21 protein-coding genes are annotated in these 22,176 nt (G+C 62.5%); 12 read left to right on the top strand and 9 right to left on the bottom strand.

Features of this window, described 5'->3' with window-relative positions; all coding sequences use genetic code 11:
- Positions 1-301 precede the first annotated feature (301 nt).
- The 4 genes from metE to HX869_RS15470 all read left to right on the top strand — a co-directional run bounded on the left by metE (position 302) and on the right by HX869_RS15470 (position 6,809).
- Positions 302-2,590, top strand: coding sequence for a 5-methyltetrahydropteroyltriglutamate--homocysteine S-methyltransferase (metE, locus tag HX869_RS15485; protein WP_178903299.1), 2,289 nt, complete (start codon positions 302-304; stop codon positions 2,588-2,590).
- A gap of 247 nt (positions 2,591-2,837) precedes the next feature.
- Positions 2,838-3,335: a sigma-70 family RNA polymerase sigma factor gene (locus HX869_RS15480; protein ID WP_178903298.1), complete on the top strand. Its 498-nt coding sequence runs from the start codon at positions 2,838-2,840 to the stop codon at positions 3,333-3,335.
- The gene (locus tag HX869_RS15475) at positions 3,332-4,279 is read left to right on the top strand and encodes a FecR domain-containing protein (RefSeq protein ID WP_177081442.1); all 948 of its coding nucleotides are present in this window, start codon (positions 3,332-3,334) and stop codon (positions 4,277-4,279) included. Before HX869_RS15480 ends, HX869_RS15475 begins: the two co-directional genes overlap by 4 nt.
- An 88-nt stretch (positions 4,280-4,367) precedes the next feature.
- Complete coding sequence (locus HX869_RS15470) at positions 4,368-6,809, top strand: TonB-dependent receptor (RefSeq protein WP_177022009.1); 2,442 nt, start codon at positions 4,368-4,370, stop codon at positions 6,807-6,809.
- Between the two features lie 198 nt (positions 6,810-7,007).
- Here the strand turns inward: HX869_RS15470 and HX869_RS15465 are convergent, their stop codons facing one another.
- Entirely contained in the window at positions 7,008-8,066 is a 1,059-nt protein-coding gene (locus HX869_RS15465) for a HoxN/HupN/NixA family nickel/cobalt transporter (protein ID WP_178903297.1), read from the bottom strand.
- A 127-nt stretch (positions 8,067-8,193) separates the two neighbouring features.
- Between HX869_RS15465 and HX869_RS15460 the strand changes: the two genes are divergently transcribed.
- Positions 8,194-8,718: a DUF924 family protein gene (locus HX869_RS15460; protein WP_177008699.1), complete on the top strand. Its 525-nt coding sequence runs from the start codon at positions 8,194-8,196 to the stop codon at positions 8,716-8,718.
- Here HX869_RS15460 and HX869_RS15455 read toward each other — a convergent pair.
- Entirely contained in the window at positions 8,715-10,145 is a 1,431-nt protein-coding gene (locus tag HX869_RS15455) for a hypothetical protein (protein ID WP_177008613.1), read from the bottom strand. The two genes, HX869_RS15460 and HX869_RS15455, sit on opposite strands and share 4 nt — an antisense overlap.
- A gap of 171 nt (positions 10,146-10,316) precedes the next feature.
- Between HX869_RS15455 and yfcF the strand changes: the two genes are divergently transcribed.
- Together yfcF and HX869_RS15445 are read left to right on the top strand one after the other, a co-directional pair.
- Positions 10,317-10,949 (top strand): glutathione transferase, encoded by a 633-nt coding sequence (gene yfcF / locus HX869_RS15450; RefSeq protein WP_102368834.1) that lies wholly within the window; start codon positions 10,317-10,319, stop codon positions 10,947-10,949.
- A 33-nt stretch (positions 10,950-10,982) separates the two neighbouring features.
- Entirely contained in the window at positions 10,983-11,714 is a 732-nt protein-coding gene (locus tag HX869_RS15445) for a GntR family transcriptional regulator (RefSeq protein WP_003210205.1), read from the top strand.
- Positions 11,715-11,729: 15 nt separating this feature from the next.
- Here the strand turns inward: HX869_RS15445 and HX869_RS15440 are convergent, their stop codons facing one another.
- Positions 11,730-11,993 (bottom strand): hypothetical protein, encoded by a 264-nt coding sequence (locus HX869_RS15440; RefSeq protein WP_008435390.1) that lies wholly within the window; start codon positions 11,991-11,993, stop codon positions 11,730-11,732.
- 143 nt (positions 11,994-12,136) lie between these two features.
- Between HX869_RS15440 and HX869_RS15435 the strand changes: the two genes are divergently transcribed.
- Complete coding sequence (locus HX869_RS15435) at positions 12,137-12,775, top strand: ATPase (protein WP_177022007.1); 639 nt, start codon at positions 12,137-12,139, stop codon at positions 12,773-12,775.
- Positions 12,776-12,804: 29 nt separating this feature from the next.
- Positions 12,805-13,146: a hypothetical protein gene (locus HX869_RS15430; RefSeq protein WP_003210199.1), complete on the top strand. Its 342-nt coding sequence runs from the start codon at positions 12,805-12,807 to the stop codon at positions 13,144-13,146.
- Positions 13,147-13,300: 154 nt separating this feature from the next.
- On the opposite strand, the gene HX869_RS15425 is transcribed toward HX869_RS15430, so the two are convergent.
- Both HX869_RS15425 and HX869_RS15420 read right to left on the bottom strand, forming a co-directional pair.
- Positions 13,301-14,050, bottom strand: coding sequence for a creatininase family protein (locus HX869_RS15425; protein ID WP_102368837.1), 750 nt, complete (start codon positions 14,048-14,050; stop codon positions 13,301-13,303).
- 86 nt (positions 14,051-14,136) lie between these two features.
- Positions 14,137-14,850 (bottom strand): murein L,D-transpeptidase catalytic domain family protein, encoded by a 714-nt coding sequence (locus tag HX869_RS15420; protein ID WP_023658766.1) that lies wholly within the window; start codon positions 14,848-14,850, stop codon positions 14,137-14,139.
- 37 nt (positions 14,851-14,887) lie between these two features.
- On the opposite strand from HX869_RS15420, the gene HX869_RS15415 reads away from it, so the two are divergent.
- Positions 14,888-16,450, top strand: coding sequence for a murein L,D-transpeptidase (locus tag HX869_RS15415; protein ID WP_178903296.1), 1,563 nt, complete (start codon positions 14,888-14,890; stop codon positions 16,448-16,450).
- Here the strand turns inward: HX869_RS15415 and HX869_RS15410 are convergent.
- Positions 16,447-16,947: an AAA family ATPase gene (locus HX869_RS15410; RefSeq protein ID WP_178903295.1), complete on the bottom strand. Its 501-nt coding sequence runs from the start codon at positions 16,945-16,947 to the stop codon at positions 16,447-16,449. The genes HX869_RS15415 and HX869_RS15410 overlap by 4 nt on opposite strands.
- 45 nt (positions 16,948-16,992) lie before the next feature.
- The gene (locus HX869_RS15405) at positions 16,993-18,051 is read right to left on the bottom strand and encodes an alginate lyase family protein (RefSeq protein WP_178903294.1); all 1,059 of its coding nucleotides are present in this window, start codon (positions 18,049-18,051) and stop codon (positions 16,993-16,995) included.
- Between the two features lie 130 nt (positions 18,052-18,181).
- Between HX869_RS15405 and dapF the strand changes: the two genes are divergently transcribed.
- Complete coding sequence (gene dapF / locus HX869_RS15400; RefSeq protein WP_178903293.1) at positions 18,182-19,015, top strand: diaminopimelate epimerase; 834 nt, start codon at positions 18,182-18,184, stop codon at positions 19,013-19,015.
- Here the strand turns inward: dapF and HX869_RS15395 are convergent.
- A complete protein-coding gene (locus HX869_RS15395; protein ID WP_178903292.1) occupies positions 18,984-20,159 on the bottom strand; it encodes a PAS domain-containing sensor histidine kinase in 1,176 nt (391 codons plus the stop codon). The two genes, dapF and HX869_RS15395, sit on opposite strands and share 32 nt — an antisense overlap.
- The gene (locus HX869_RS15390) at positions 20,146-20,964 is read right to left on the bottom strand and encodes an alpha/beta fold hydrolase (RefSeq protein WP_003210178.1); all 819 of its coding nucleotides are present in this window, start codon (positions 20,962-20,964) and stop codon (positions 20,146-20,148) included. The genes HX869_RS15395 and HX869_RS15390 overlap by 14 nt, the downstream gene beginning before the upstream one ends.
- Positions 20,965-21,091: 127 nt before the next feature.
- Here HX869_RS15390 and HX869_RS15385 point away from each other — a divergent pair.
- Positions 21,092-22,176, top strand: a 1,085-nt coding sequence (locus tag HX869_RS15385; protein WP_178903291.1) for a YgcG family protein, incomplete at its 3' end; no start/stop codon positions are given.

The raw sequence follows: 22,176 nt of genomic DNA, 5'->3' as shown, positions 1-22,176 counted from the left end.
CGAGGAGGGTGGTCAGTGGCGGCTGCTGTTCCATGTGGGGGCTTCCTTGGGGCTTGGGAAGCAAAAGTATGCTGAGCGGCCGTGCACCGAAACAGACGCTGCCAGCTATTTCAGTGATAAGCAAAACGAAGGCCCACCCACTCCCGTGCCCATGGAGCATGAGCGCCGCGCGATCACTCAGGCCTGGCCGGTGCATTTCATCATGAGTGGAACTTGTGATCATCTCAAATAAAATGAGTTTGTCTCACTATCACTCGATCCCGACAATGGCTCCCATACAAACACATTGGAGCTTTACGTCATGGCTGTTGCCCATTCCCTTGGATTCCCGCGCATTGGTCGCGATCGTGAACTGAAAAAAGCGCAGGAAGCGTTTTGGAAGGGCGAGCTCGACGAAGCCGGCGTGCGCGCCGTAGGTCGTGAACTGCGCAAGACGCACTGGGACCTGCAAAAGAAGGCCGGCATCGAACTGTTGCCCGCCGGCGACTTCGCCTGGTACGACCAGGTACTGACTCACTCGCTGATGTTCGGTGTGATCCCCGAGCGTTTCCGCCCGGCCGACGGCAAAGCCACCCTGCACACCCTGTTCGGCATGGCCCGTGGCGTCAGTGACAACTGCTGCGGCGGTGCCCACGCCCAGGAAATGACCAAGTGGTTCGACACCAACTATCACTACCTGGTCCCTGAATTCAGTGCCGACCAGCAATTCCAGCTGGGTTGGGAGCAACTGTTCGAAGAGGTCAAGGAAGCCCGTGACCTCGGCCACACCGTCAAGCCAGTGGTCATCGGCCCGCTGACCTACCTGTGGCTGGGCAAGGCCAAGGGTGGTGATTTCGACAAACTCGACCTGCTGGACCGCCTCCTGCCGCTGTACGGCCAGATCTTCCAGCGCCTGGCGGACCTGGGCGTGGAATGGGTGCAGATCGACGAGCCGATCCTGGTGCTGGACCTGCCGCAGGATTGGAAAAACGCCTTCGAGCGTGCCTACAACCTGATCCAGCGCGACCCGCTGAAGAAGCTGGTGGCCACCTATTTTGGCGGCCTGGAAGAGAACCTCGGCCTGGCCGCCAACCTGCCGGTGGACGGCCTGCACATCGACCTGGTGCGTGCACCGGATCAGTACCCGACCATCCTCGATCGCCTGCCGGCTTATAAGGTGCTGTCCCTGGGCGTGGTCAACGGCCGTAACGTATGGCGCTGCGACCTGGAAAAAGCCCTGGCCACCTTGCAGCATGCTCATGAGCGCCTGGGGGATCGCCTGTGGGTGGCGCCATCCTGCTCGTTGCTGCACAGCCCGGTAGACCTGGGCCGTGAAGACAAGCTGGATGCCGAGCTGAAAAGCTGGCTGGCGTTTGCCGTGCAGAAGTGCGAAGAGGTGGCGGTGCTGGCCCAGGCCGTGAACCAGCCTGAAGCGTCGAACGTGATCGCTGCCCTGGCCGAAAGCCGTGCCGTGCAGGCGGCCCGTGCCGCTTCGCCGCGTATCCACAAGCCGGCGGTGCAAGCCCGTGTGGCGGCGATCACCGCGAAGGACAGCCAGCGTGACTCGCTGTTTGCCCAACGTATCGAGAAACAGCGTGCCGGCCTGAACCTGCCGCTGTTTCCGACCACCACCATCGGTTCGTTCCCGCAAACCGCTTCGATCCGCCTGGCTCGCCAGTCCTACAAGGCCGGCAAGTTGAGCGAAGCCGAATACGTCGAAGCCATGCACAGCGAGATCCGCCACGCTGTCGAAGTGCAGGAAAACCTTGGCCTGGACGTGCTGGTGCATGGTGAAGCCGAGCGTAACGACATGGTCGAATACTTCGCCGAACAGTTGGACGGTTATGTATTTACCCGCTTCGGCTGGGTGCAGAGCTACGGTTCCCGTTGTGTGAAACCGGCGGTGATTTTCGGTGACCTGAGTCGTCCGAAAGCCATGACCGTGGAGTGGATCCGCTACGCCCAGGGCCTCACCAACAAGGTGATGAAGGGCATGCTGACCGGCCCGGTGACCATGCTGATGTGGTCGTTCCCCCGTGAAGACGTGAGCCGCGAAGAACAGGCGCGGCAACTCGCCCTGGCGATTCGTGACGAAGTGGTGGACCTGGAAGCCGCCGGGATCAAGATCGTGCAGATCGACGAAGCCGCGTTCCGCGAAGGCTTGCCGTTGCGCCGGGCGCAGTGGAAGGAATACCTGGACTGGGCCACCGAAGTCTTCCGCCTGTGCGCCTCCGGTGTGCGCGACGAAACCCAGATCCACACCCACATGTGCTACAGCGAATTCAACGATGTGATCGAGTCCATCGCGGCGATGGATGCCGACGTGATCACCATCGAAACCTCGCGCTCGGACATGGAGTTGCTGGAGGCATTCGAAGCCTTCGCCTACCCGAACGACATTGGCCCAGGTGTGTATGACATCCACTCGCCACGGGTGCCGGATGCCTCGGAAATGGCCAACCTGCTGCGCAAGGCAGCCAAACGCATCCCGGCCGAACGCCTGTGGGTCAACCCGGATTGCGGCCTGAAAACCCGTGGCTGGCCGGAGACTGAAGCGGCGCTGATTCACATGGTGACAGCGGCGCGTCAACTGCGGGCCGAACTGGCCTGATCCAGACACCCGGAATCAAACGCCGGGTGAAGATCAAAATGTGGGAGCGGGCTTGCTCGCGAATACGGAGTATCAGCCGCTGGAGATGTCGACTGATCCACCGCATTCGCGAGCAAGCCCGCTCCCACATTGGGTCACCGGCGTTATCAAAATCATGAAATTGCCAGCATTACCCCGCGCAGACTAGAATGCGATCAATTCTTAATTACGCTTGGGTCTCACCGCCCGGCGCGCCCCGGTGATCGGCATGTCGTCTCCCCTCAATCTGCATATCCAGGACCTGTACTGCGAACACCATGGATGGTTGCACCGTTGGCTGGACCGCAAGCTGGGCAACGCCAGCGATGCCGCCGACCTGGCCCATGACACGTTCATGCGCCTGCTCACCCGGCAAACCAGCACCCACCTGGGCGCCGAACCACGGGCGTTGCTCACGCATATCGCCAAGGGCCTGATGATCGACAGCTGGCGCCGCCAGGAAGTGGAACGCGCCTACCTGGAAACCATCGCCCACCTGCCCGAACAGCATGTACCTTCGCCGGAAACCCGCTGGCTGGTCCTCGAAGCGCTGTACCGCATTGAGGCGATGCTGCGGGATCTGCCGGAAAAAACCCGCCAGGCCTTCCTGATGTCGCAGATCGACGGCCTGACCTATCAGCAGATTGCCGATGCCCTGGGTGTGTCGCTGATTTCGGTCAAACGCTACATGCGCGAGGCCTTCCTTGCCTGCCTGAGCGTGGCATGAGCCAGTCGATTGATCCGTTGATCCTCGGTGAAGCCGCCGACTGGATGGTGCAGTTGCAGTCCGGCAGCGCCACCGATGAGGACCGCCGCGCCATCGCCCAGTGGCAGGGCCGCAGCGCCCAGCATGCCCAGGCCTGGCAACGGGCGCAGGCGATTCTGGGGGACTTCAACAGCGTGCCGGCGGCGATTGCCGGCGATACCTTGAAGCGCATCGGGCGCAAAAAATCCCTCGGCCGACGCCAGGCGCTCGGGTTGTTGCTGGCGGCCGGCCCGGCGGCCTGGCTGGCGTATCGGCAGGTGCCGTGGCAGCAGTGGACCGCCGACCAGCACACGGCCATCGGCGAACAAAGGAATCTCACCTTGCCCGACGGCACACGCATGCTGATCAACACCGGCAGCTCGCTGAATATCGCGTTCTCCGAGCAGGTGCGGCGTATCGAGCTGCTCAAGGGCGAAGTGCTGATCACCACCGCCAAGGATTCGGCCCATCGCCCGTTCATCGTCCAGACCCGCCACGGTACCGCCAGGGCCTTGGGCACCCGATTCAGCGTGCGGGTGGGTGAGCAGGCAAGCCGAGTGGCCGTGACCGAAGGCGCGGTGGAGTTGCTGGCGGCGCATGCCGGCCAGGGGGTGATCGTCAAGGCGGGCGAGCAGGGCGCCTTCAGTGTTGACCGGGTAGCCGCCGTCGAGCCGCTGGACGTCAGCACCCTGACCTGGGAGAACGGCATGCTGCTGGCCCAGCATATGCGCCTGGCGGACCTGCTGGATGAGCTGGGGCGTTATCGCGCCGGCGTATTGCGCTGCCATGCCTCGGTTGCCGACCTCACGGTGTCGGGTGCGTTTCCCCTGCGCGACACCGATGCCAGCCTGCACCTGTTGCAGGAAACCTTGCCGGTCAAGGTCAGCAGCCTGACGGGATATTGGGTGACGGTCGAGCCGCGCTGATCTTTTTCAACTTTCGCTGATACCTTTTTCGTTGTCGCCCGGTGTAGGGGAGAACCCTCAACATTGCTCCGCGCCGACAGGAATGCCCATGACCGCCAGACCGCTCCCGTACTGCCCCCGTCCGTTGAAGGCTCTGAGCCTGGCGGTCGCCCTTGCCGCCGTCGCACCGCTGCAGAACGCCCAGGCAGAAGATGCTGCGCCAAGCAGTGCGGCGCGCAGCTATAACATCGCGGCGGGGCCGCTGGGGAATGTGCTGGCGCAGTTTGCGGCGTTGTCCGGGGTGCCGTTGTCGTTCGATTCCACGTTGCTCAACGATCAACAAAGCCCGGGGCTGCAAGGCAGCTACAGCGCACAATCGGGTTTTGCCCAGTTGCTGCAAGGCAGCGGCTACACCCTGCAAGGCACCGGCACCAACGGTTATACCGTGGTGCCCCAGGCCAGCGGCGGTGCGTTGGAGTTGGGAGCCACCACCATCAGCGGTGAAGCGAGCGGGGCGCAGGCAGACACGTATGCCGGTGGCCAGGTGGCACGTTCTGCACGCCTGGGCGTGTTGGGCAATCGGTCCATCAACGACGTGCCATTCAGCGTGGTCAGCTACACCTCGAAAACCATCGCCGACCAACAAGCGCGAACCGTCGGCGACGTATTGCTCAACGACGCGTCGGTGCGCCAGTCGTCCGGGTTTGGCAACTTCTCCCAGGTGTTCACCATTCGCGGGCTGCCGCTGAGCACCGATGACATCGCATTCAACGGCCTGTACGGCGTGCTGCCCCGGCAGATCATCACTACCGAAGCCCTGGAACGGGTGGAGTTGTTCAAGGGCCCGAATGCCTTCGTCAACGGCGTGTCGCCCTCGGGCAGCGGGATCGGCGGCAGCGTCAACCTGGTGCCCAAGCGCGCTGAAGACACGCCCACCCGCAGCGTCACCCTCGATTACGCCAGCGACAGCCAGGCCGGCGGCCACATCGACCTCGGCCAACGCTTTGGCGAAGACAACCGCTTTGGCGCCCGGGTCAACCTGGCGCGGCACGGCGGCGAAACCGCTGTGGATGACGAAAACAAAAGCTCGCAGTTGATCGCCGTCGCCCTGGATTATCGCGGCGAGCGCTTGCGGGTCTCCACCGACTTTGGCTACCAGAAAGAACGCATCAATAACGGCCGCTCGGTGGTCTACCTGACCGGCACCAAAGTGCCCAGCCCGCCGTCGGCCAAGGACAACTACGCCCAGGACTGGAGCTGGTCGCAGCTGGAAGACACCTACGGCATGGTCAACGCCGAATATGACTTGAACGATAACTGGACGGCCTACGCGGCAGGTGGCGCCAAGCACACTCGGGAGAACGGCCAGTATTCGTCGCTGTATGTCGCCAACGATGGCAGCGCCAAGGTGGGCTTCCTCTATTCACCCCATGACGAAGACAACAAAAGCGCCATGGCCGGCTTGAACGGGCACTTTGCGACGGGGCCGGTGACCCATCAGATGAACTTCGGGCTGTCGGGGATCTGGGGCGAGCAGCGCTCGTCCTACGAGGCGATCCTGCAAGCCAACCGCCAGCCCGGCAACCTGTACGACCCGACGCAAACGCCGCGACCTACCAACACCTATTTCGGCAGTGATATTCACGACCCGCGGGTTGTCGGCAAGAACCGCATCAAGAGTGCGGCGGTGTCCGACACCCTGGGCTTTTTGGATGATCGGGTGTTGTTGACCCTGGGCGTGCGGCGCCAGACCATCGAGGTGGACAGTTGGAACACGGCCACGGGGGCACGGGGTACACCGTACTCCGAGTCCATCACCACACCGGTCTATGGCCTGGTGATCAAGCCATGGGAGCACGTGTCGTTCTACGCCAACCGTATCGAAGGCCTGGCCCAGGGCCCGACGGCGCCACTCACGAACGTGACCAACCCCGGCGAAGTCTTCCCGCCCAAGCGCAGCAAGCAGACGGAAGCCGGGGTGAAGCTGGACTGGGAAAACTATGGCGCCACGCTGGGTGTGTACCGCATCGAACAGCCGAACAACGCGACCACCCGGTTCCCGGGCCAGAAGTTCGACACCTTCACTGTCGACGGTGAACAGATCAACAAAGGCGTGGAACTCAACGTGTTCGGCGAGCCCATCGACGGCCTGCGCCTGCTGGCCGGCGCCACCTGGATGGACACCGAACAGAAGAGCACTTCCAACGGTGCCACCGACGGCAACCGCGCCGCGGGTGTGCCGCGCTTCCAGTACAACATCGGTGCGGATTGGGATGTGCCGGGCATCCAGGGTGCGGCGGTCAGCGCACGGATGCTGCGCACCGGTGGCGAATACGTCAACGCCGCCAACAGCCTGAGTATCCCGGCCTGGACCCGCGTCGACCTGGGGGCGCGTTATGGCTTCAAGGCGGATGACAAATACATCACCCTGCGCGCCAACGTCGAAAACGTAGCGAACAAGGCGTACTGGTCGTCGGCGTCGACGGCCAATAACTACCTGACCCAGGGTGAGCCGCGGACAGTGAAATTGTCGGCGACGGTGGATTTCTGAACCTGCGAAAACCTATCAGGTGATGAACAACCCGTGGCGAGGGAGCCTTTGTGGCGAGGGGGCTTGTCCCCCGTTGGGCTGCGCAGCAGCCCCAAAAAAGCCGGGAGCGCTTCGCACTCCAACGGGGGACAAGCCCCCTCGCCACAAAAAAATCCCTTCACCACACCTCCAGCTACAACAGGCGGCACAGCCAAAAGGTCAACCCGCATTCACCTCAATCCGGTCAAAGTCCTTGAGGCGATACAGCATCACCGAGATCGCCCAACTGGCCACGAAGATCCCGATGATCATGTAGCCCAGCATCCCGAAACTGTCGTTCAGCGAGCCGATAAAACTCCAGAACGATCCCTTCAGGTCCAACTGGTCACCCATCAACCCCAACGCCTCGATACTGCCGATCACCACCGCAACCACCACCGATACCAGGGTGATGGTCATGTTGTAGTAGATCTTGCGGATCGGCTTCATGTACGCCCAGCCGTATGCCCCCAGCATCAGGTGGCCGTCCAGCGTGTCCACCAGGGACATGCCGGCGCTGAACAGCAGCGGGAACACCATGATCGCCCACGGCGACAGCCCTTGAGAGGCCTGGGTCGCAGAAATCCCCAACAGGCCGATCTCGGTGGCCGTATCAAAGCCCAGGCCGAACAGGAAACCCAACGGGTACATGTGCCAGCTGCGGCTGATCAGGCGAAACACCGGGCGGAAAATCCGCGCCATGAAACCCCGGTCCGCCAGCAGCAGGTCGAAGTCGTCCTCCACATACGCACCGCCCTGGCGCACATGGCGCCAGGCCTTGTAGATCGCGTGCAGGATCACCAGGTTCATCAAGGCGATGACCAACAGGAACGAGGCCGAGACCGACGTGCCGATCACCCCGCCGATGGCCTTGAACCCTTCAAACCGCGCCTGCATCACCGAGGCCGCAAACGCGACGCCAATGGATGCCAGGACCACCACCGAAGAATGTCCCAGGGAGAAAAAGAAGCCCACCGCCACCGGACGTTTCTTTTCCTGCATCAGCTTGCGGGTCACGTTGTCGATGGCGGCGATATGGTCGGCATCCACCGCATGCCGCAGCCCGAAACCGTAGGCCAGGAGCGCGGTGCCGAGCAACACCGGGTGCTCATGGAACGCCACCAGCGCCCAGATCCAGGCGAACACGTTAATGCCGATCAACAACCCGTAGATGCCAAACAGCTTGGCGCGAACCTGGGTGCTGGAGTCACTGAAAATCTGGGCAAGGCGTAGGATCATCAACACTACCTGTGTGCGGTGGAAACATTCAGACACGTTCCGAAACTTTATAGATTTTGTTTAGAGTGATGATGAAATTTGTGGAGTGAGTGAGGAGAGGATTGTGACGACGATCGAAAATGCAGCAATGGCGGTTATTCAGTTCTGGAAACAGGCGGGGCCCAAGCTCTGGTTTGCCAAGGATGAAGGGTTTGACCGGCGTTTTCGCGAGGCTTTCTACACCACGCATTTGCAGGCGGCCCGGCGCGAACTGGAGAGCTGGATGCAAACGCCGGAAGGCGCGCTGGCGTTGCTGTTACTGCTGGACCAGTTCCCGCGCAATACCTTCCGTGGCACGGCGCATATGTTCGCCACCGACCCGCTGGCGCGTTTGTACGCGCGGCAGATGGTCGAGGCGGGGATGGACAAGTCGATCGAAACCCCGTTGCGGGCGTTTTGTTATTTGCCCTTCGAGCATTCTGAAGATCCCGGGGATCAACAGCTGTCGGTGGCCCTGAACAAGGACCTTGATGCCAATACCTACCGCTGGGCCAAGGAGCACGCCCGCATCATCGAGCGGTTCGGGCGCTTTCCTCATCGTAATGAGGTGTTGGCCAGGGTCACGACAGAGGAGGAGCGGGCGTTCCTGGAGGACGGTGGCTTTTCGGGCTAGGCCTCGGGTTCAGCCACTAAGTCTCTGACGCCCGCCTGGCGAAAACGCCGCACCCCCTTGAGATCAATCGCCCAACGCAACGCTTCAGTCGCCGACGGACGTTCGCCTTGGGTAATCGCCGCGTCATCGGTGGTCAGCTTATTCAGGTAGCCCCTGGCGCCGCCGCGTTCGCTCCAGTAATGGGTGTGGCTGAGCCAGGACCTGGCGAGCCAGCCTTTCCATTTGCCCACGCTGACCGGCAGGTCCAGTACGCCGGGGCCCATCACCGGGCTGACCGGGCCGCCGACGATGTCGCCAAACAGGCCCAGGGGCGCGGGGAAGTAGAGGTTGGTCCAACGGGTCACGGCGAAGGCCGCAGCATGGTGCAAGTACAGGGGTGAAAATGGGCGACCGCCCACCGTGACGGGCAGCCGGCCGCTGTAGCCGTAGCCCTTATCGTCGAGCGTCGGCGGGCAGGCGGGGGCTTCGCGGCGTTCGATGCGGCGCTTGAAGTCGCTCACGCTGCGGCCCAGCAACAGGCTGGCGTGGGCCATCGGGCTGCCGAGGGTGACGAGGTCGGTGATGCGCCACGGGTTGCCGAGGTTGCGTTGTTCGATAAACGCTTCGGCTTGCTGTTCGCGGAACCTGAGGAGGCTTTGCAGGCGGCCGTCGAGGGCGTTTCCAGCCTTTGGCAGCGTGTCCTGGACCACCGGTTGCAGTCGCTCGTGGTTGGCGTAGCGGGCGGCGAGTTCCGGGCCGCCGGGGCGTAACTGATCGTGATGCTCGTGCCACAGGTAGCCGACGATGTCGTAGGCAATCACGCTGCCCAAACTGTGGCCGACGACGATGATGCGGTCGTAATCACCCTTGTCATGCAGGGCGCGCAGCAGGTCGACGCCATCGGCGCGGATCTGTTCGCGCACCACCACGTTCTGCGGGTTGGGGCTCAGGTAGCGGGCGGCATCGCCAAGGTATGACAGTGCCGAGTACTTCAGGGCCAGGCCGATCACCGCCAGCAGCACCGGGATCAGGGCGAAGGGGTTGTCGCTGTGGGGGAATCGGCCATACAGCGTCGCCAGGGTTCCGCTGACCAGCAGCACGAGCAGGGCCAGCAAGGCCCACCGCGTGGCGCGCCAGATCGGCACGATGGCCGTCGGGATATCCCGGCGCGGGCGCTTGAAAATGTCCCATAGCCAACTGAGCAGGTGCCCGACCTTGGTGCCCTGCATCTTGTGGGCCCAGTAGTACTCGTAGAAATCGGTGGTGTTGCGACCCGCCGACTTCAACACGCGCAAATCGAAGTTGCGCGAAAACCGGTCGGGTTTGCTCCAGTAGAAAGGCGTCGCCTCGGGGGTGTCCGCCGGGATCGCCGCTTCGACGAAGCCACGCAGGGTATCCATCGGGCGCTGCTCGCCGATTCCGTGGATGACGACAACCGCTTGTTTCATCTAGTGATCGTTCCTTGATCCGCTTTTCGGGGCGTTACGGGTGGGGTTCAAGGGGCCATAGTATTGCCATTATCGATGGTATTCCAGCCAGGAATGCCCCCATAAAAACCGCGCATTTCATTTGCGCGGCGCGATCTCGTAGTGTGGTGCTCCCACCAAGGAGATGTCGCCGTGAACCATCGCCCGCTGAGCCTGTACGTTGACGCCCATTTCACCAGTCCCTACGCGATGTCGGCGTTTGTGACCCTGCGGGAAAAGGGCCTTGAATTTGAACTGCTCACGTTGAACCTCGACACGGCCGAGAACCAGACTGACGCGTACACGCACTTGTCGCTGACGGGGCGCGTGCCGACCCTGGTGCAGGGTGAGTTTGCGCTGTCCGAGTCGTCGGCGATTACCGAGTACCTAGAGGATGTGTTCCCGCAGGTGCCGGTGTACCCGGCCGAACCCCGCCAGCGGGCGAGAGCGCGGCAGGTACAGGCGTGGTTGCGCAGTGACTTGATGCCGATTCGGCAGGAACGCTCGACCCTGGTGGTGTTTTACGGGCTCAAGGGCGAACCGCTGTCGCCGGTTGCTGAAGCAGCGGCCCACACGCTGATCAACGCGGCGCAGGCGCTGTTGGCCGACGGCCGCGACTACCTGTTCGGCGCGTGGTCGATTGCCGACGTGGACCTGGCCGTGATGCTCAACCGGCTGATCCTCAACGGTGACAGCGTGCCCGCCAACCTGGTGGCGTACGCCCAGCGCCAATGGCAACGGCCTTCGGTCCAGGAATGGGTCAAGCAGGCACGACCGTCGCTGTAGTCACCTCCTCAATTACTAAGTGAATCCTGATCCATGAATATACTGTCGAGTGACTCCCGCCTGCCGTTGTATCAGCGTTTTCGGGATCATCTGATTGAGCAGATTGCCAATAATCACTGGCGTGCCGGTGCGGCTATTCCCCCTGAAGCGGTGTTGTCCACCCAGTACCAGCTGTCTACCGGCACCGTGCGTAAAGCGATCGAGGCATTGGTGGGCGAGGGCATTCTGGAGCGCCAGCAGGGCCGTGGTACGTTTGTGCGCCGCCCGAAGTTTCAATCGTCGTTGTTCCGGTGTTTCCGCTTCCAGGGCCCGGGCGGTGAATGCCAGCTGCCGCAGAGCCGGATCCTGTCCGTCAAGCCGGTGAAGGCGCCGTTGTCGGTGAGCGAGGTGCTGGGGCTGGCAGCGGATGCGCCGGTAATCTGCATCGTGCGGGTACACGTGCTGGACACCGGGCCAGTGCTGGCCGAGGAAATCTGGCTGCCGCGCGAGCGGTTCCAGGCGCTGCTGGACGTGGATCTGACCCGGCAGGGATTGCTGTTGTACCCCACTTACGAAGAAGTCTGCGGGCAAGTCGTGGCATCTGCCGAGGAAGCCCTCACCGCCGAGTCCATCGATGACGTGTGGGCCCGCTGGTTGCAGGTGCCGGTGGGCAGCCCGGTGATGGTGATCGAGCGGCTGGCCCGGGATTACGCCGGCCAACCGCTGGAGTTGCGACGCGGCCGTGGCCACGCCGAACATTTCCGTTATCGCGTGGATATACGCTGAGCTTGAGGCGCGGTGCTATTCGGCTTTGAGCAGCACCAGCCAGCTTTGCACCACCCGGCGGTCAAGGTCTTCCCAGTCGGCCATGCCCAGCACCCGGGTGGTGTTCAAGCCGCGCAGGTAGCCACGCAGTTGCTGGGCAATCGCGTAGACCACTTCCGGTTCGGCGGCGTTGTCCAGCAGCACTTCCTCATAGTCGACCAGGTAATCGGCAACCCGCTCGCGAAACTCCGGAAGCACAGCTTCACGGATGCGATCGAAGGTTTTCTGGTGGGGCTTCATAGGCGTTCCTTATCATTTTGTGTGAGGCGGCCTGCACGACACTATTGCTCTAGATAATAGTCACCATCAAGTATTGCGAGTTCTGTTTTTCTGAAAAAGGAGGACAATTGCCATCATTGAACATGATGTGCAAGGACCCTGCGATGAGGACTTTTACCGGTTTGGCCCTAGTGGCGCTGCTGATGAGCACAATGGTTGGCTCTGCGTCGGCCGGGGGGCTTCAAGCCAGCCACCTGGCGCCAATCGTCGCCAGCCCGGTCGGGTTGCAGCATTCGCAATCGGTCGGCGTGCTCTACAGCGACAACACCCTCGACAACCTTGAGTACCTGGCGCGCTACCACGCCATGGCGGTCAATGGTGCCAAGGGCCAGCTGGACGAGCAGATTCGCCAGGCCTTCGTCGACAGTTCCGACCCGGACCTGGCGATTGACTGGCTGATGGCTTCGTTGCGGCACACCTTTGCCTCGGTCACCCGTTACGACAACCTTGATGCGCTGTTGCAGGCGCACCCGGATGTGGTGGTGATGCTCGATACCTACAACCAATTGCTGACCCAGCGTAATGATCGGGTGGAAGCGCGGTTTGTTGCCAAGTTCTATGACCTTGACCTGCAATACATCGCCAAAGCCGAGGGTTCGATGCAAATGCACTTGCCTAATGTGTGGGTACATGACAAAACGGCGCCCCAGATCGCTGCACAGATTGGGCAGCAGCGCGACGTTCAGTTGAACGCATTAAAGCAGTTCGATGCCTCGCTCAAGGCGTTGCTCGCTGCCGGTTAGCCCACTTCGTTTATTTTTCAGGAATTTTTATGCGCGTGTTGTTAGTGCCAGCGATGGCTTCTGCTTCTTTATTGATGACGGGCTGTGCATCCGCCCCCAATGCCCCAACCCTCACCCTGCAAACCGCCAAGGACCCTGAAGCCTACGTGCAGTGCGTGGTGCCCAAGTTCGAGAAAAACGGCATGACCTCCACGGTCACGCAGAATTCGCGGCATGCCCGGATCGTGGTGAGCAGCAAGATCGCCGCGGACAACATCCTCGAAGTCTACAAGTCCCAGGACGGCGGCAAGGTGTTCCTGTACGAGCGCAAGCCGTTGGCATCGACGTTCAAGCCGTCGCGGTTCGAGCATGCGGCGCAGGATTGCCTGTAATCGACGAGCGAGGATCTGATGTGGGAGCTGTCGAGCTTTAGCGAGGCTGCGATGGCATCGCTGCGGTATGACAGTGACACCGAGGTGATCCCATCGCAGCCTCGCTTAAGCTCGACAGCTCCCACAGTTGGTCTTCATTGTCTGAGTAAATGATTCAGCTCGGCTTTGGCTCGCTGCTGAACGTATCGACCGCTTTCACCAACCCCTTGGCCGCCAACGCCACCAACTCACCGCCTTTTTGCGGGGTGGCCAGCGCCGGGTCTGAACCCATGCGCCCATCCGGGAATCGCGCGCGGAAGTCGCGGGCTTCGCGGATCGGGCCGGTGTTGGCGATTTGCGGCGAGTAGTCAGCCGACTTGATCGCATCCGGGTAGGCCCATTGGGTCACGGCAATCTCCGACGGCGTGGCATGGCTGCCATGGCCCACCGGGAACTGCTGGTGCGCCAGTTCGTTCACGCCTTCCAGGTCCCACCAGTTGCACAGTTTCAGCGCATAACCCGACGGGCGCCCGCTGAAGCTGGCTTCGGCATACAGCTCGGAGAACGCCGCTTCGATCGAGGCAATATTGCCGCCGTGGCCATTGAGAAACAGGATCTTCTCGAAACCATGGCCTGCCAACGAGCGTACCCAATCACCAATCGCCGCGATAAAGGTCGAAGGGCGCAGGGAAATGGTGCCCGGGAAGCCCAGGTGGTGCTGGGCCATGCCGATGTTGAAGGTCGGGCCGATCAGGATGTCGGCGTTCTTCTGCGCTTCATGGGCAATGATTTCCGGGCACATCCAGTCGGTGCCCAACAGGCCGGTGGGGCCGTGTTGTTCGTTGGAGCCGATGGGAATCACGATGCTGCGGCTGCGTTCCAGAAACTGGCCAATCTCGATCCAGGTGGATTGATGTAAAAGCATCTCAGGTTCTCTCTCTCATCAAGCCCAGGAACACGGTGGAGTTCCTGGTGGCGTGAGCCGCATGGTGCACGGCAACAGCGAGAGCATCAACCGCCTTTGACAGTACCGGCACTCGCCATCTGGCGCGGCTTGCAGTTGAGGTAAGCCGAGGACTTCAGCCAGCGCTGGTCGGGGTACCAGGAAAACATGAACTGGCCGTCCTTGAGTTTGTCCACCACCTGGCGCGCTACCTGCGGGCGTACGGCGGGGCAGCCCTGGCTGCGGCCGATACGGCCTTCGCGCTTGCTCCACAACGGGCTTACATAGTCGGCGGCATGGATCACGATGGCGCGGTCCCGTGCACGGTCATTGAAACCCGGCTCCAGGCCGTCCATGCGCAGCGAGTAGCCGTGGGCGCCTTCGTAGCTCTCCTGGGTGCGGAACAAGCCAATGCTGGACTGGTAACTGCCTTCACGGTTGGAGAACTGGGTGGCGAAGTTTTCGCCGGATTTTTGTCCGTGGGCCACCAAATCCCGCAGCACTAATGTCTTCTTGCGCAGGTCGAAGATCCATAGGCGACGAGCGGTCGAAGGTTGGGAATAGTCGATCACCGCCAGCCGGTCGGACTGTTCGATGCCATTGCCCACCGCGCATTGCATGGCGCTCAAGGCTCTTTTCAGTACATCGGGGTTGAGTTCTGGAGCGGCGTGGGCGAGGCTGCTATACAGAGTAAGAGGTTTACCCGTGTCTGCGAGCGCAACGGTGCTCAGCGAGGCAAAGGTCGAGATGATCAGGCCGAGTCGGCAGCAAAAGGTCAGCATGTATAAAGCATCTCCGCCGTGGATGGGAGCTAAGCGATTGTTCAAAAAACACGCATGTTACTTGAGCATTTGCCTGCTCGTTGCACCGCTGGTCGCGACAGCCGAAGACCTGTTGGTGGTGTCGCCGGCCCCGGTGCAATTGGCGCTCTCGCAATTGTCGACCGTTTGCCCAGGCCCGGCCGGGCAGGTCGATGCGCCTTCCCTGGCGCGTTTGCAGGCGTTTTATCAGCAGCAGGGCGACGTGGTGCTGTGGTCCGAGGGGGATCGCCGCGCCGCATTGCTAGCCCAACTGCAGTTGCTGGCCGACGATGGCCTGGACCCGACTCACTATAGACTGCCCCCGGCGGATGCCGCGGGGAACGTGCTGTGCATCGATATCGGTACCAGCCAGCAGTACCTGCAAGCCCTGCAGGACCTGCATTTCGGCCGCTTGCAGCAGTCGCGCTTCGAGCCCGTCTGGCATTCGCAACCGGCCCCGGACCCCGACACCCAATTGCTCGCCATGGCCGAGGCCGGCATGCAGAACGTCGCCCAAGCCTTCGACCAGGCCCGCCCGAGCGCGCCGCTATACCTTGGCCTGCGCAGTGCCTACGCCGCCTTGCGCCAGCAACCGTTGCAGCATTGGGAAGCCGTGGCCAGCGGCCCGTTGCTGCGCCCGGGCATGGACGATTCGCGGGTGCCGCAACTGGCGCGGCGAATGGTCAATGGCGGCTACCTGAGCGCCACCTCCGCAGGGACGCAATACCGTGGCGAGTTGGTCAACGCGGTCAAGACCTTCCAGCAAAGCCATTCCCTGCAAGCCGACGGCGTGATCGGCCCCGGCACGGTCACCGAGCTGAACATCAGCCCGGCGATTCGCCGCGAACAATTGCGCATCAACCTTGAACGGTTTCGCTGGCTGTCCCGGGACCTGGAACCCGAGGGCGTGCTGGTGAACGTGGCAGCGGCGCAACTGAGCTTCTACCAGGGCGGCGTGCCCGTGTGGCAAACCCGCCTGCAAGTCGGCCGCGCCGACCGCCAGACGCCGCTGCTGAAGTCGCGCATCACCCGGCTGACCTTGAACCCCACCTGGACCATCCCGCCCACCATCATGCGCGAGGACAAGCTGCCGGCGATCCGCCTGAACCCCGAATACCTGCGCCAGCAGAACCTGCAAGTGCTCGACAGCCAGGGCAACCCGCTGGCACCGGAACAGGTCGACTGGTCGCACCCCGGCAACATCCTGCTGCGCCAGGGGGCCGGCCCGCGCAACCCGCTGGGCCGGATCGTGCTGCGCTTTCCCAACCCGTATTCGGTGTACTTGCACGACACGCCGAGCCAGCCGCTGTTCTCCAAGGGCCCGCGGGCCTTCAGTTCGGGATGTGTGAGGGTTGAGCAGCCGCTGCTGCTGCGGGACTTGCTGGTGAGCCCGGCGGAGAAGATCCGCACCGAAGAACTGCTGGCGACGGAAACCACCCACGAGTTCCGGCTCGCGACGCCGGTACCCGTGTTGTTGGGGTACTGGACGGTGCAGGTCGATGGCAAGGGCGCGTTGCTCTACGCGCCGGACATTTACGGGCGCGACCCGGTGTTGATGAAAGCGATGGAGAGTGCGCTCTAGGCGCTTAGCTGAGCGTTGATCATCGTCAGCGCCTCATGGGGAGGCAAGCGCGCCGTATCGACGGTCAATGGCGACTCGGCCCATGGCTCATATTCATGGGCCAGGACGGACTGCCAGGTGGGCGGCGTGAGCCCCGGAATATCGCTGGTGCGTGATTCCACGCGACGTTGGTGTTCGTGTGGGTCGGAGCACACCACCTGGATATTCACCAGCGGCTTACCGGCGCTTAGCGCAGTGTCGCTCCACGCCTGACGACTTTCAGCCACCGGGTTAACGCAATCGACGACAACCGTGTGGCCCAGCCACAGGTTGCTCAACGCCAGCGCATTGGCCACCTGGTAACCGCTGCTGCCCACACCTTGCTCCAGGACCCCTGCATCGCGGATGGCCTGCTCGATGGTGTCGATGCGCAGATACACGGCGCCGGATTGGTCGGCAAGGGCCTTGGCAATCGTGGTCTTCCCGGTGCCGGGCAGGCCGCTGAACACAATAAGCATGGTCGATCCTTCGAAGGGGTGAGTCGGCTCAGTCTACCGGGCGACTCACTTCAAATAACAGGCGCTGATCCAGTCCGAAGGCTTGGGCGCGAGTTGTTCGGCGACCGGCAAATACCGGGCGTCCAACTGCGCCGCCAGCCAATACAGCGTATTGCTGCTTTTCGGGTTCCATTCGCCGCTGTAGCCAGGCTCACCTACGCGGGCCCGGTCCCGGTCGAACTGCACGTGGGTATGCACGAACTCTTCATGGCTGCGCTGGCCTTTGGCATACGGCGCCAGCCAGTCCAGTGCTTCGCTCAGCGAGCCACCGTGGGGCGCGGTGACGTCCAGCCAGTTGCCGCCAATGCCGTAGGGCTTGGCCGCCAGCGCGGCCTGCACCAGCGGCTCCAGGTCGTAGACCACATAGTGCAGGGCGTCACGGTCCTGGAAGTCGCTCACCGAGCCGTCGGGCAGTACGTTGTCGTTGATCTGTTGCCGGAACAGCTGGAAGGCCTGTTCGAGCATCTCGCGGTCGCCCAGTGCGGCGGCGGCCACCGTGACCAGTTTTACGCGGTGGCTCTGCCAGTTATTGGTGTTGGTGGCTTTCTTTTCGCCGTGGAACTGCTTGATGCGCTCGATATAGCCATTGCCCAGGTTGGTCAGCAGCGCGCGGGTGGCGTCGCGGGTCTGGGGGCGAAGGTCGCTGGCGGTGAGGGCGTAGGCGCTGATCAGCATGTCGAGGTTGGTTTCGTCGATCGGGTTGAAGTCCGGCTGGTAGGTGCTGGCCCACGCGCTCAGGTAGTCATCCACTTGCTTGAGGTAGCGCGTGTCACGGCTCAGGCGCCAGGCCAGGGCCGCCTGGCGCATGACTGGCCAATCCTTCTCGGCGGCGATGCTTTGCTCGCGGATGCCGTGGTTCGGCAGGGTACCTTCGGTGTGCAGATGGGGCAGGGCGTCGGGCTGGTCGCCGAGGTGGCGCTGGGCGGCAGCCAGCAGCGATTTGGAGGTCGGATTCGAGGTGGCGGGCTGGCAGGCACTCAGGACCTGGGGCGCGGCAAAGGCGGCGTTGGCGAACGCGGCGAGCAGCGCGGCCAGGGCCACGGTTTTCAGAGAGCGTTGTAGCATGCAGTTTCTCGGTGTTGGGTTGACCGGGTCGGGGCGCAGCCACGCTACCATGCCCGTGATGGGAATTTGATGAAATACCCGCCAGCCCTCTATCCTAGCCCGCCAAGCCCGGTCGAGAACAGGACGCCCCATGACTTTGCAGTTCGTGAAGATGCACGCCCACGGTGATGATTTCATCGTGATCGACCGGCGCGGCCAGGATGACCCGATCACCGCTGAAATCGCCCGCCGCCTGGGTGACCGTCATCGCGGCATCGGCTTCAATCAATTGGCCGTGGTGCTCGACTGCACTGACGCGGCCGCCCGTATCAAATTCTGGAACCCCAACGGCACCCCGCTCGACACCTGCGGCAGCGCCACCCGCGGGGTTGCAGACATGCTGATGCGCGAAGCCGGCACTGCCACCCTCGTGCTGCGAACCAACCGGGGGCTGCTGACGTGCGTGCGCGAATCGGCGCAGCGGGTGTCGGTGGACATGGGGCCGCCGTCATTGGGCTGGGAAGCTATTCCGCTGGCGCAAGCGATGGACACCGAACGGTTGCCGCTGGAGGGCAACCCGGCGGCGTGCAGCATGGGCAACCCGCATTGCACCTTCTTTGTCGATGACCTGGCGACGGTCGATATTGCAGCGGTTGGCCCGTCACTGGAAACCCACCCGTTGTTCTCCAACAAGACCAATGTGCATTTCGTGCAGGTACTCGACCGGGGTCATATCCGCCTGCGCATCTGGGAACGGGGCGGCGGTGTCCCGCAAGGCTCGGGCTCGTGCTGTTGTGGCGCGGTGGTCAACGGGATTCGTCGTGGGCTGCTGGATGACACCGTCGACGTGCAATGCGATGGCGGTACCGTGACGGTGCATTGGGATGGGCGCGGCGGCGTGGTGTTGACGGGGGCTGTCCAAACCGTTGTTCACGGCACGGTGGCGGCCGCGCTCATGGGTGGCGCAATGGAAAGTGCACACTGAAGGTGGTGCCCCGGTCCGGGCTTGAGCTCACCGAAACACCTCCATCATGGGCCTTGGCGATTTCCCGCACGATAAACAGCCCCAGGCCAACGCTACGCACCTCACTGTCCTGCTCCGTGCCTCGGGTCATGGGCTCAAACAAGCCAGCCATCAACGCTTCGGGAATCGCCGGGCCGTGGTTGTGCACCGAGAGCCGGCTCTCTTGTGCGTCCTGGTGCGAGGTGACGGTAATCGGCTGTTGCAGGTCGCCGTACGCCACGCTGTTGGCCACCAGGTTGCCGATGATTTGTTGTATACGGTCGGCATCCAGGAACGTGCTGGCGCTGCCCGTGGCGTGATGTTCGAGGGTCGCCGTGGGGAATGCCACTTGCAACTCGTCGAGACTGTCACGGGTGACGGCGTGCAGGTCGAGTGCTACGGGATTGATGCTGATGCCCTGGCCGACTCTGGCCTGGGTGAAGTCCAGCAAGTCGGCGATCATCCGCTGCGCCCGTTCGGTGGACAGGCCGATATGCCCCAGGAGTTGGCGCTCCTTGGGGCTGCGCTCGCCACGGGCGAGGAACTCCGAGGCCATCTTGATTGCGGTAAGCGGGTTCTTCAGGTCATGGCTGACAATCGCGACCATCTGCTCGGCAAACAGCGCCCGGCGCTGGGCGATTTCATAGGCGCTGCTCAGTTCGGCCTGGGCCTGCTGCAGCGCGACTTCAGTGGCGGTCTTTTCCTGCAACAAGGCTTCAGCCAGTTTGCGGGCATTGAGCAGTTCACGCTCGTACTTGTCGCGGTCGGTGGTGCCGAAGAGGGCCAGTTCGTTATAGGCAATGCCGGCATGTTCGTACCTGACGCCGTTGAGCAATACCGTGACGGTGCGCCGGTCACGGTGCAGCAGGTCGAGTTTTACTTCAGCGATGGAGCCCTGCATTTTCATCAGCGGCCCCAGGTGCGTCTGATGGAAGATCCGTCCGCCCATCGTCAGCAAGTCCTGAAACCGCCGTTCTTTCAACTCATCGAGGCTGAAGCCGGTCCAGTCGCTGAAGCACTGGTTGGCCTGCACGATGGTGCCGTCTTCCCGGGTAACCACCAAGGCGCAGGGCGCGCCGTCGAACAAACGTTGAGGATCCGGCAACGACAGGTTATCGACTGGCATCGGCACCTACCCATGGCAACAGGAAACTGTCCATGGCCGCTGAGCAGGCCCCAGGTGCACTCATGTGCGGGCAATGCCCCACGTTATCGACCAGGCAATACGTGCTGGCGGGCAACGCCGCGTGCAGGTATTCACCCACGCAGACCGGTGCGATCAAGTCGTCGGTGGATTGCAGAATCAGGGTGGGGGTCATCAGGCCGGCGATGTCCTGGCGGTTGTCCGACAGGAACGTCACCCGTGCGAAGCGCTTGGCGATGTCGGGCTCGGTGCGGCAGAAACTGTTGGTCAGTTCTTCGCCGAGGGCCGGTTGCCCGGGTGCGCCCATGATTACCGGGGCCATGGTGCTGGACCAGCCGAGGTAATTGCTGTCGAGGGTATCGAGCAACGAATGGATATCGTCGAGGGTGAACCCGCCCGTGTAGTCGCCGGAATCGATATAGCACGGCGAAGGACCGATCATCACATGGGCGGCGATTGTTCCGGGCGCCTGGCGATCGGCCAGGGCGCCGATCATCGCGCTGACGGAGTGCCCCACCAGCACCACCGGGCCCACGGCGTATTCATCAACAATCTCGCCCAAGTCATGGGCGTAGCCGGCGAGTGAGCTGTATTTTTCGCTGTCGTACGCGCCCAGGTCGGATTGGCCAGCCCCCACCAGGTCATACAGCACCACACGGAAACGCCCGGTGAAATGAGGAAACAGATAATTCCACATGGTTTGATCACACCCGAAGCCATGGGAGAAAACCAGGGTCGAGGGACCGCTGCCATACACCCTGACGTTGTTGCGCTGCTGAAGGTCCATGGCGTTCTCGTGTAGGGCGTGTGTGGGGGTGGCGTAAGTCTAGATAGTCGGTGGCGTCGGGTCACCTGTTTATAGCGTCGATAGGGTAAAGTCGGCCGATTCAGGATGAAACTTCAGGTAACAAAACATGATGGTGTTCCTACGGCAATGTGTCTTGGGCTTGCTGCTGATCGTTTCCGGCTCGCAAGTGTGGGCCGATACCGTTCCCCCGGCGCCGGTCACGGTTGCGCTGGACCAGCGCGTGATCGACCTGACCCAAACCCTCGACGCTGCCACTCAATCGCGTATGACCACGCAACTCGCCGGTCTGGAACAACGCAAGGGCGCACAGGTGGCAGTGATGCTGCTGCCGAGCACCCAGGGCGTTGGCATCGAGGACTTCGCCAACCAACTGTTCCGTGCCTGGAAACTGGGGCGCAAGGACGTCAACGACGGCATCCTGCTGCTGGTGGCGAAAGACGATCGCAAGGTTCGGATCGAAGTCGGTTACGGCCTGGAAGGCGTGGTCACCGACCTGCTGGCCCACCGCATCATCGAAGAACACATCACCCCGGCCTTTCGCCAGGGCGATTACGCCGGCGGCGTGCAGCAGGCGGTGGACGACCTGACGCTATTGGTGGACGGCGGCAACTTGCCCGAGGTGGCCAAGGCCGGTTTCCCGCCTGAAGCGTATGCGGTACTCCTGGCATTCATGTTTGGCGGGGTGGTCGGGGTATTGATGGGGGCCGAAAAACTCCCTTGGCGCCGGGCCCTGATGGCGGTGGTCGGTGTCACCGTGGTGCTGGTCGCGGTGGCGGGCGGCAAGGACTGGCCGGTCTATTTGCTGTTGCTGCCCCTGTGCATGCTGATCGGTGGCGCTACTTTCGGCGCGTTGTGGCAGGCGAGGGCGGCGTTTTACACCGTGCTGGTGCTGTTGGGCTACATCGCCGGCGTGCTGCTGACCGATAACTTCGTGCGCGAGATATCCCTTATTCATTGGCTGGCTTATCCATTCGCAGGGTTGCTGGTCCTGGGCCTGTATCTGGGCCTGTTCCTGGTGATGAAGAGCATGTGGCAAGAGAGCCAGGTGGGCTTTATCGTGCGGCTGGTGGCGGTGCTGGCGGTGTACGGGATCGTCGGGGCATTGATTGACAAGGGCGCCACGGGATGGCTGTTGGCGTTCCCATTCGCTTCGTTCGCGGCGCTGTTCATCTTTGCCCACGGTATCAGCGG

Origin of the sequence: Pseudomonas sp. P7779, assembly GCF_013386315.1 — a bacterium.
In the GTDB taxonomy this organism is placed as follows: domain Bacteria; phylum Pseudomonadota; class Gammaproteobacteria; order Pseudomonadales; family Pseudomonadaceae; genus Aquipseudomonas.
Note: the sequence above shows the minus strand (reverse complement) of the source record. Positions and strands in the feature narration are given on the sequence as shown.